The sequence below is a fragment of the Candidatus Zixiibacteriota bacterium genome (assembly GCA_020853795.1).
In the GTDB taxonomy this organism is placed as follows: domain Bacteria; phylum Zixibacteria; class MSB-5A5; order CAIYYT01; family CAIYYT01; genus JADJGC01.
This window is the reverse complement of record JADYYF010000208.1, coordinates 1-10,184: the sequence shown is the minus strand read 5'-3', so window position 1 is coordinate 10,184 and position 10,184 is coordinate 1. Positions and strand designations below refer to the sequence as shown.

General features: G+C 61.0%; 7 protein-coding genes. 4 read left to right on the top strand and 3 right to left on the bottom strand.

Annotated elements, in window-relative coordinates:
- Both IT585_15170 and IT585_15165 read right to left on the bottom strand, forming a co-directional pair.
- The coding region (locus IT585_15170) for a DUF3052 domain-containing protein (protein MCC6964592.1) at positions 1 to 278 on the bottom strand (278 nt) is incomplete at its 3' end.
- Between the two features lie 146 nt (positions 279 to 424).
- A complete protein-coding gene (locus IT585_15165; GenBank protein ID MCC6964591.1) occupies positions 425 to 937 on the bottom strand; it encodes a ferritin family protein in 513 nt (170 codons plus the stop codon).
- A 636-nt stretch (positions 938 to 1,573) separates the two neighbouring features.
- On the opposite strand from IT585_15165, the gene IT585_15160 reads away from it, so the two are divergent.
- The 4 genes from IT585_15160 to IT585_15145 all read left to right on the top strand — a co-directional run bounded on the left by IT585_15160 (position 1,574) and on the right by IT585_15145 (position 9,415).
- Complete coding sequence (locus tag IT585_15160) at positions 1,574 to 5,050, top strand: hypothetical protein (GenBank protein MCC6964590.1); 3,477 nt, start codon at positions 1,574 to 1,576, stop codon at positions 5,048 to 5,050.
- A 239-nt stretch (positions 5,051 to 5,289) separates the two neighbouring features.
- Positions 5,290 to 7,317 (top strand): VCBS repeat-containing protein, encoded by a 2,028-nt coding sequence (locus IT585_15155; GenBank protein MCC6964589.1) that lies wholly within the window; start codon positions 5,290 to 5,292, stop codon positions 7,315 to 7,317.
- A gap of 126 nt (positions 7,318 to 7,443) precedes the next feature.
- The gene (locus tag IT585_15150; protein ID MCC6964588.1) at positions 7,444 to 8,640 is read left to right on the top strand and encodes a histidine kinase; all 1,197 of its coding nucleotides are present in this window, start codon (positions 7,444 to 7,446) and stop codon (positions 8,638 to 8,640) included.
- A complete protein-coding gene (locus tag IT585_15145) occupies positions 8,621 to 9,415 on the top strand; it encodes a response regulator transcription factor (protein MCC6964587.1) in 795 nt (264 codons plus the stop codon). The genes IT585_15150 and IT585_15145 overlap by 20 nt, the downstream gene beginning before the upstream one ends.
- 10 nt (positions 9,416 to 9,425) lie before the next feature.
- Here IT585_15145 and carB read toward each other — a convergent pair.
- The coding region (gene carB, locus IT585_15140; GenBank protein MCC6964586.1) for a carbamoyl phosphate synthase large subunit at positions 9,426 to 10,184 on the bottom strand (759 nt) is incomplete at its 5' end.

The window sequence follows — 10,184 nt, the reverse complement described above, 5'->3', positions numbered from 1 at the left end:
GGGACCTTGGCGGTTTTTTTCGGCCAAGAAATCCAAATCATGCCGTTCCGTTCCAACTGTTTGAGGAATTGCGGCAACAGTGCGGCCAGGCGCGGGCGCTGAGTGGCAAAGCAATGAATGAAATCGGCGATCTTGGCGCGGGCGTCGACGATGGTGACATCCGGCGGCAGCGGTCCGACGAGACGCAGGTAGTTGTCGGGCTCGTTCACGAGGCGAATACGAATACCGGGTTTGATGCCGAGTTTGGCGAGCAGGGGGGTTGTCGAATATCCGGCCACGATGATGAATCCTCCCGAAGTCAGGCGACGCGCGGTCGCATCGATAATATCGACCTATGAATGATATAATTTAGCCGATGGAGTTGCAAGCGGAGAATCGGGCGGTGGGGAGAAACCGGACGGGATGCAGGAAAGCGCGCGGCGGTTTAGAAGGGCGAGAATCCAGCGCCGGACCAGTAGTCGCCCTTGAGTTCCTCCTGTTGGCGCAGGAGGGCATTGTAGTGGCCGGCCTCCCAGGTGGCGAGTTCGCCGAAGAACCTGCGCGCCTCCGGATCGAGGGAGGATTGCGCTTGTTCCTGATAGAATTTGATCGCGTCGCGCTCGAGTTGGATGCCGATGGCCAGCGCACTCATTTCGAAGTGGGCGTCCTTGACGCGCGATTTGATCGCCGCGGTGAAGATCGGGAAGCTGCCGGCCAGATCGGAACCGTGGCCGAGACGCGCGTTGACGTCGAGGCGGCCGGTCTGCAGCAACGAGTCGTAGTGGGTCTTGAGAAAACTTAAGTGCTCGAGTTCTTCGCGGGCGAGCTGTTCGAAGACCTGCTTGCCTTTGGGGTCCTGGGTCGTATTGGCGGCCATCATGTAAAAGCTGTGGCCTTCGCGCTCCGCCATGGCAGCCTTGAGCAGAGCGTCTGAGAGGGGAGATTGATGCATGGTCATTAGCGGCTCCTGATTCAGTTCCTTGGCTGGGAAGAAATTGATTAGCGGGAGAGGAAGCAAGGTGAAATCAGCCGGTCGAGGCTGAGGCGATGACACTTGCTGCCGGAGCGCCGGCGGAGTTTGCGTAAGGTATTGCATCGAAACGGCTTGCGGCTCAGTCAGCGGAACGAGGCGGTGAGTCTCGGCGCGCCGATGAAAATGGACTTGACAGCGCATGATGGTAAGTTATTATTTGGATGTTATAAATCTGAACCAATTCTGACTTACTGACCAGTCAGGGGAGCAGCAAAGTTGGCGGGCAGCCAAAGTTATTCCTCAGTTTCGGCTGAGCCGTGGGTTTCATGCGAATTGGCTTGGCCGGCACCGATGCGTTCCGGTAATGCGGGAACGCGGCAATGTACCCTCTATAGTTCTACCCGACTCGAGAGCTCGGGCAGATTCCGGCTGATCTCAAGCGCGCCTCGGTCATTTTCAATCCCGCGCGGCGCCTGCGCCCTGCTAGCTGAAGAAAGGAGGCGGACAGGCACGAGCGGCGAATGAAGCTGTGACGGAACGCGCCGGCCGCGGGGGAGAGCGCGGCGCGAAACTTCGACACCACAACTGAGACGGAGTGCGCAAAGCATTTTGGAGGATAGTATGAATCGCAAAGACCTGCTCAGCGGCGCGGCGTTTTGGGCAATTGTGCTGCTGGTGTGGTTTTCCTGGATCGCGTCGGCGCAAGGACAACCGAGCGGGTGTCCGGCGGGCATGACGGGATACTGGATGCTCAATGAAACGACCGGGGGCACTTACGATGACTATTACAACGGCAACGACGCTACCTGCGTCAGTTGCCCGACGCCCGGGGCCGGGATTATCAGCAACGGGCAATATTTTGACGGCGTCAACGACCGGATCGACGTTCCCGATAACGTCAGTATCGACTGGTCGGCGAGCAGCAGCTTCACGATCGAATTTTGGATGCGTTCCAGCGGCTGCGTGTGTACGGAGGCGTCCTGGAATTGCAACCAGGTGATGGTGGGGCGGTCGTCTGCGGTGACGCCGTGGTGGATCGGTTTCAACTGCGGCACCGGCGCCGGGCCGGTGAACACGCTGCGCTGTTATTTCGACAGCGGCATCGACATGTTCAGCAGCATGACGCTGAACGACAATGCCTGGCACCACATCGTGTTCGTCTACGATCAGGCCACAGGGCAGTACTTGCTGTACATCGATGGTGTTCTTGACAACAGCCTGGCAGCGGCGGGCAAGGACCGATCCGGCGCGGGGCCGATCGGGCTGGGATATTACGCCAGTAACTTCCAATACTCCGGCGCGCTGGATGAGTTTGCGCTCTACAATCAAGCGTTGCCGCTGAGCGAGATTCAGAATCATTACAACACGGGTGCGGGGCAGACCTACTGCACAATGAACCTGCCGCCGGTAGTGTCGGATATTTTAGATCAGACGATCGCCGAAGGCGGTAGCTTCGCGACGATTGCGCTCGACGACTTCGTCGTCGATCCCGACCATACCGATGCTGAGATTCTCTGGTCTTATGCGGGCAACACCGATCTGAGCGTCAGCATTGACGGCAACCGGGTGGCGACGATCACGGCTCCGAACAGCGAATGGTCGGGAAGCGAGACGATCACGTTCACGGCGACCGATCCGGGCAGCCTGTTCGACGCGGATGCGGCGAGCTTCACGGTAACCGCAGTCAATGACCCGCCGATCGTGACAGACATTCCCGATCAATCGATTCTCGAAGGCGGGAGCTTCGCGACTATCGCGCTGGACGATTACGTCAGCGACGCGGATGACGCCGACGCTGACTTGACCTGGACCTATGCCGGCACGACCGATCTGACGGTGGCCATTGACGGCAGCCACATCGCGACGATCACCGCGCCGTCGCCGAGTTGGACCGGCAGCGAAACGATTACCTTCACGGCCACCGATCCCGACCTCGCGACCGGCAGCGATGCTGCGACCTTTGCGGTAACGGGTGTGAATGATCCACCGGAGGTGGCGGATATTCCCAACCAAACAGTGGCGGCGGGGTCGCCGTTTGCGACGATCGCGCTGGACGACTATGTCAGCGACCCGGACAATCTGGATAGCGAAATCGGCTGGAGTTACGCTGGCAATGTCGATTTGACGGTGGCGATCGTCAATCGGGTGGCGACGATCACGGCGCCGACGCCGACCTGGACGGGCGTGGAGACGGTGACGTTTACAGCGACCGATCCGGGCGCGCTCGCCGACGCCGATGCGGCGACTTTCAAGGTCGTGGGAACGGCATGTCCGCCGGGGATGAGCCACTACTGGAAATATGATGAAATGACAGGCGGGTATTATGCCGACAGCTACGGGTCGAGTCCGGGCACTTGCGTGAACTGCCCAACTTCGATTCTCGGTACTGTTGGCAACGCGCTGCAGTTCGACGGCGTGAATGATCGGGTGGATGTGCCGGACGACGGCTCATTTGATTGGTCGGCGACGTCGAGTTTCACGGTGGAATTCTGGGCCCGGCCGGTCGGCTGCGGCTGCACTTCGCCGACATATTCCTGCAACCAGGTGATTGTCGGGCGGTCACCGACGGCATCGGGCGGCTGGTGGATCGGGATGAATTGCGGCTTTGACGCCGGCGACGTCAACCGCCTGCGCTGTTATTTCGGCGGCACGACCGATCTGCGCAGCACAACGCCGTTCGACGACGGGCAGTGGCATCATGTCGCGTGCGTGTACGACCAAGCGGCCGGCAACTACCTGTTGTATGTCGACGGGGTGCTGGAGGTCACATTGGCCGCGGCGGGACAGGATCGCTCCGGGAGCGTGCCGCTGGGAATCGGCTACTACAGCAACGGCTATCAGTACGACGGTGATCTCGATGAGCTGGCGCTGTATGATGTCGCGCTCGATGCGGCGACGATCACCGAGCACTTCGACAACGGCGCGTTGGGTATCGGCTATTGCACGCACGGCAACGCCGCGCCGCAGATCACTTCAGTGCCGGTGACGACGGGGATGGTGGGAGTGCCGTATGCTTACGACGTCAACGCGACCGGATTCCCGACGCCGACCTATGCGCTGAACGTGTATCCGAGCGGGATGGGTATCGATAACACCGGCGGGCTGATCACCTGGACACCGATCATCAGCGGCATGTTCAATGTCGAGGTGGTGGCGAGCAACAGCGAGGGGAGCGCGACGCAACCGTTTGTGATCACGGTTGATCCGGCCACCGGCTGCGGTCCCGCGATGACGCATTACTGGGAACTCGACGATCCGAACACGGGGACATTCGAGGATCGCGTCGGCACGGCCGATGCCACCTGCACCAACTGCCCGACCCCGGCAGCGGGTTTGGTCGGCGGGGCGCAGTTGTTTGACCGGGTGGACGACCAGGTATTGGTGCCGGATGACGACAGTTACGATTGGGATGCGACCGACAGCTATTCGATCGAATTCTGGATGAAAGCGGACTGCGGTTGTACGAGCGGTGACTACACCTGCAACGAGGTGATTCTCTCGCGCTTCGACATTGCCAATCCGTGGTGGATCGGCTTGTCTTGCCGCACGAGTGAAAATCCGGGCAAGTTGCGCTGTTACTTCGGGGCGACAACCGATCTGTACAGCACGGTTGATGTGAACGACGAGGTTTGGCATCACGTGGTGTATATCCGGGACAATGCCCTGGGTGAGTCGCGGCTGTATGTCGACGGGACATTGAATTCGTCGGTAACGGTGGCGGCGCCGGATCGCGGGGGCGTCAGCAAGCCGATGCAGGTCGGCTGGGCGAACGGTGCACCGTTCTATCGTTACGGCGGCGTGCTGGATGAACTGGCAATCTACGATGATGTTGTGAGCGACGCCGTGATTCAGCAGCACTACAACGGGGGAAATGGAACGCCGTATTGCGGTCTTTGCGGTGATGCCGACGGCAGCGGCGCCGTGAGCATTTCCGACGCGGTGTACTTGATAGGCTATATTTTTGCCGGCGGTCCGGCCCCGGTGACGGAGTGGACGGGTGACGTTGATTGCAACGGACTGATTACGATTTCCGATGCAGTCTATCTTATCAGTTACATTTTTGCGGGAGGTCCGGCACCCTGCGCGTTGTGCAAGTAATTCGCGCGACGCAAAGCCGACGGGCGGACACCGGTCCGCCCGTTTTTTTTTGCTCCACAAGCCGGACCGTGCCGTTAGCGAACAAATCGCTACCGTTCGCGGAATCGGATTGGCTGTCAACACAGTCCTTACGTCTCCCAGGATATACAAATCGCGGTCAGCAGAGGCGGGCGGGACCAAGGCTCGGCCGCCGGGCGAATGCGAAATCCGGCAATCCGTACCTGTCATAGGAGAGGAGCATGCACCACAGAAGTAACCCGACTGCTATTATCATTGTCTTTGCGATTACGGTTTTGATCGGACCGGCGACGGCTCAGACGACGTTTACCCGCATCACCGACCCGGGCAATCCGGTGGTGTCTGATATCACCAACGCGACGTATACCGGATGCGCGTTCGTGGACTACAACAATGACGGGGCACTCGATCTGATTGTCGTTGATCCGAACCAGACCAAGCTGTACAAGGGCGACGGTATGGGCGGTTTCACGCGGATCACCAACACGCCGATCACATCAGGCACTTTCTTTGCGCTGGGGACAACCTGGGCCGACTATGACAACGACGGTGACCTCGACTGTTTTCTGGCCGGCACCGGCGGCGGGGCTCTTTACCGGAATAACGGCAATGAGACGTTCACTCAGGTGCCCTCGGCACAACTGGGGACCACTGATCTGCGCGGCTGGAGTCCGGCCTGGGGTGACTTTGACAGCGACGGCAACATCGACCTGGTGATCACGTTCCCGACCGGATTTGTCGGAGGCACCCAGCGGCCCAATCGCATGTTACACAACCAGGGGCCGCCGGACTATTCGTTCGCGGTGATCGACACGGGCGTCATTGTCACGGGGCTGAAGCCATACACCTCCGGCAACTGGCAGGACTACGATCTGGACGGCGACGTTGATCTGTTCATCGGCAGCGGACCGGCATCAGCGTCACCGGGACTCGATGACCTGTACCGCAATCGGCTGAAGGAGACCGGTGTGCCGGGGTTCGAACGGATCCTGACCTCACCGCTGGCGGATGATCCGGGCGACGGCCAGGTGTGGAACTGGATCGACATTGACAACGACGGCGACCTCGACGGCTATCGCACCAATTGGGGCGGCGGATCGCTCGGACTCAGGAGTAATGACCTTTATGTCAATAACGGCGGGGTATACGTCGAGTTGACCGGGGAAGAGATCGTCGACGATCAGACCGTCTCGCTGTCGAGCATCTGGCAGGACTTTGACAACGACGGGGACCTCGATTGTTACACGGTCAACATCGGCTTCAACAAGTACTACCGCAATGAAGGCGGAACCTTCTTCGGGGATTTCCTGGGCGATCATGTCAGCACGCAACAGCAAGGATCGGGCGGCACGGCGGGCGATTTCGACAATGACGGCGACATGGACATCTTTGCCGTGGCGTCGGGCGCGAACAAACGCCTGCTGTTGCGCAACGACTACGCCGGCCCGAACTCGTGGCTGAAGATCAAGCTGATCGGACAGCGGTCCAACGGCGCGGCGATCGGCGCGCGGGTGTGGGTCAAGGCCACGATCGACGGCGATTCGGTCTGGCAGACGCGCGACCTGGCGGCGCAAAACACCTTCCTCGGGCACAATTCGTTCGAACTGCACTTTGGTCTGAAGTCGGCAACGGTCGTGGATCACCTGCGCGTGGAGTGGCCGTCGGGCATTGTCTTTGACACCACGATGGTGGGCGTCAATCAGACGCTGACACTCGTCGAAACTTGTGAGGACGGCGACGGTGACGGCGTCGGATGCCTGGACAACTGCCCGGCGGTTGCCAACCTGTCGCAACAGGACGGCGACGGCGATGGTGTCGGAGATGCCTGTGACAACTGCAGCGCGACGGCGAATCTCGACCAGTCCAACAGCGACGCCGATAGTCTTGGTGATGCCTGCGACAACTGCGCGAACGTCGCGAACAACGATCAGCTCGACCGCGACGGCGATGGATGGGGAGACGCGTGCGATAATTGCGTTGAAGTCGCCAACCCGGGACAGGAGGATGCCAACAGCAACGGCATCGGCGATGCCTGTGATTACGTCTGCGGCGACGCCGACGGCAGTCAGGCGTTGTCGATCTCGGATGCGGTGTACTTGATCAACTATATCTTCGCGGGCGGGCCGGCCCCCGCACCGATTCTCGCGGCCGATGCCGACTGTTCGGGCGCAGTGTCGATCTCAGATGCCGTGTATCTGATCAATTTCATCTTTGCCGGCGGCCCGGCGCCGTGCGCGGCTTGTCCATAGCGGCGCACCCAGTCATCGCCCCGGGCCATGTTCACGACGCCGGCAGCAGGATCAGGCTGCCGGCATCTATCCGGTGGGGCGCGAAACAGATTAGACGGAAGGAGAGAATTCTGCGTTAAAGAGGATATGGCTTGTTCCGAGTTCTTGTCCAACGACAGTACCCACACCGGCAGCGCGACGCTGGAGTTGATCCGGCGGGCCGTGCCGGCACGGGGGTTGCGCGTCGTTATCGCGCTGCTGTTGTGGACGCTGATTGCGCTGGGTTCGGCGACGCATTGGTGGTTTTTTCCGCAAGGTCGGTATCCCTACACATGGTGGGAACTGGTGGCAGCCAAGTGCGGCGTGTGGTATTTCTGGGGCGCGCTGGTGCCGGTGATTTTCATGATCGCCGCGCGATTCCGGCTTGATCGGGCTTGCCGTTGGCGCCATTTGGGCGCACTGTTGCTGCTTGGGATGGCGTTGACCCTGATCTATTCGGCCGGCTACGCGTTGATCATTCTGGCGGTGATCAACGAGCCGGGAAGTTACGGTTTCGGCGACATGCTGCGCTTCGTGCTGACGATGCACTCCACCTGGTACTTCCTGGCGTTCGGGGTGGTGGTCGGCATCGAGCACGGCGCGCTGTATTACCGGCGGCTGCTGGAACGCGAGCGACTGGAGGGGCAGTTGCGGCGGCAATTGGCGGAATCGCAATTGGAGCAACTCAAGGGGAGATTGCATCCGCATTTTCTGTTCAACACGCTGAACACGATTTCGGCGCTGGTCCTCAGTGATCGCACGGCGCCGGCATACGAGGCGCTGGTCGATCTGGCGAGCCTGCTGCGACTCAGCCTTGACCGCAGCGAAGCGCAATTTGTCCGGCTGGCGGAAGAACTGGAATTCACGCGACTCTACCTGAGCTTGATGGCGCGCCGCTACCCGGAGTCGATGGCGGCGCAGGTTAATGTTGATGCCGCGCTCGAAGCGGCGATGGTGCCGAGTCTGATTCTGCAGCCGCTGGTTGAGAACGCCGTCAAACACGGACTGGCGGACGGCGCGGGATGGGTGCGGATAGCCGGCCGGCGGACGGATGAGTTGCTGCATTTGGAAGTCAGCAATTCTGTTTCGGCTGCGACGACGGTGTTGACGGAAGGCTGCGGCCGCGGCCTGGCGGATCTGCGCGAGCGACTGGCGTACCTGTACGAGGGCCGCCAGGATTTGCTTACGGTTGCGAGCGATCCGACGGAGTATCGCGTACAACTCAGAATTCCTTATTCCATGACGAGAGAGGCAGGCGAAAATGGCGGCGAAGCTGCCCGCGCCAATGCGCGCGCTCATCGTTGACGACGAACTGCCGGCACGCGAACTGCTGCGATTGTTGCTGGCCGATCGCAACGATGTCGAGATCGTCGGCGAATGCAAAGACGGCCGCGCGGCGGTGGCGGCGGTGACGGAGCTGCGGCCGGACTTGATGTTCCTCGATATCCGCATGCCGGGGCAGGACGGGTTTGCCGTGCTGGAGCGACTGGGGGAGTCGGCGCCGATCGTGATTTTTGTCACGGCCTATGATCGCTATGCGTTGAAGGCGTTCGAGTATCACGCGTTGGACTATCTGCTCAAGCCGATTCGACGCGAGCGACTGGCGCAGGCGCTGGCGCGCGCGCGCCGCGAGCTGGATGCGCGACCGCGGCAGCGGCAGGCAAAGCGCATTCGCGAGTTGCTCGAATACTGGCATCACACGCCAGCCGTTGAACACGAGCCGCGCTATCTGCAGCGGGTGTTCGTCAAGTCGGGGCGGCTGTCGCTTTCGATCGAGACGGCCGCGATCGACTGGATTCGCTCCGACGATCACTTTGTAAAGATCTCGGTGCGCGGCAAGGCGCACCTGCTGTTTGCCTCGATCCGGGAGATGGAAGAGCGGCTCGATCCCACGCGGTTCCTGCGAATTCACCGGACGTCGATCATCAACCTGAGTGCGGTCAGGGAATTCCGCCTGCTGGCGCTCGGGCGGTGTCAACTCGTGCTCAAGGATGGGTCGGAGCATGCCGTGAGCCGCAATCGTCGGGCGGCGCTGCAAGCGCGCTTGAGTCCGGCTCAGCAACGCGCGCCAATCAGATAAGCGGACAATCTTATACGAGCGAGTCGGGGGCGGGTCGGTCTTTGAGTTCCTGGAGCGCGAGCGGTTCGAGTTGGCCGCGACGCAGCGCCGCGACCGCCTCGACCGCCGCAGCGGCGCCGGAGAGAGTGGTGATGCAGGGCACATTGTGCTGCAGGGCGGCGGTGCGGATCGACCAGCCGTCGCGGTGCGAGGTTTCGCCAAGCGGCGTATTGATGACCAGATGCACGCTGCCGCTCTTGATAACGTCGACGCAATTGGGGCGGCCTTCGGAAACCTTGAGGACGCTCACCGCATCGACACCCAGATCGTTGAGGAAGGACGCCGTGCCGGTGGTCGCCATGACGGTAAAACCGAGCGCGTGGAATCTGCGCGCGACGCTGAGAATGCCCTTCTTGTCGCGATCGTTGACGCTGATCAGAATCGCGCCTTCGGCAGGGAGCCGCAATCCGGCGGCCAATTGAGCCTTGAAGAAGGCGCTACCGAAGTCGTTGCCGACGCCCATCACCTCGCCGGTCGAGCGCATCTCCGGCGACAGGCGCGGATCGACACCGGGGAATTTGACGAAGGGGAAGACCGGCGTTTTCACAAAGTAGCGCGATACCGGCAGATCTTCGGTCAAACCGAGTTCGCGCAAGGTGCGCCCGAGCATGAGACGGGTGGCGATTTTCGCCAGCGGTTGGCCGGTGGCTTTGGCGACGTAGGGCACGGTGCGGGAGGCGCGTGGGTTGACTTCGAGTACGTACAGTTCGCCGTCCGCGATGGCGTACTG